Source organism: Prevotella sp. AM42-24, assembly GCF_003461825.1.
GTDB classification, from domain to species: Bacteria; Bacteroidota; Bacteroidia; order Bacteroidales; family Bacteroidaceae; genus Prevotella; species Prevotella hominis.
In genome coordinates, this window is the sequence record NZ_QTXV01000183.1 from 340 (window position 1) to 542 (window position 203).

Genomic DNA, 203 nt, shown 5'->3' on the forward strand with positions numbered 1-203 from the left:
GGCGATCTCGGTGATTTCTCCATCCTCCTCTCATCCAAGGGCGCTGAAGATGCCGACAAGTTCACCGCTCAGAACATCACTGACGTGAAGGTTCAGTGGGAGCCAGGCGCTGAGTTCAAGAACCTCATTGCCGATGCAGAGTTCAACCTCGTAGCCAGCCGTAGCGCTCAGGCTGCAGTCATCAAGGCCATCAAGGAGGGCAA

Annotated in this window: 1 pseudogene; it reads left to right on the plus strand. The window is 56.2% G+C overall.

The features are described 5' to 3' along the window. Positions 1–203, plus strand: a pseudogene (locus DW917_RS18040) (DNA-binding protein); the annotation flags it as partial.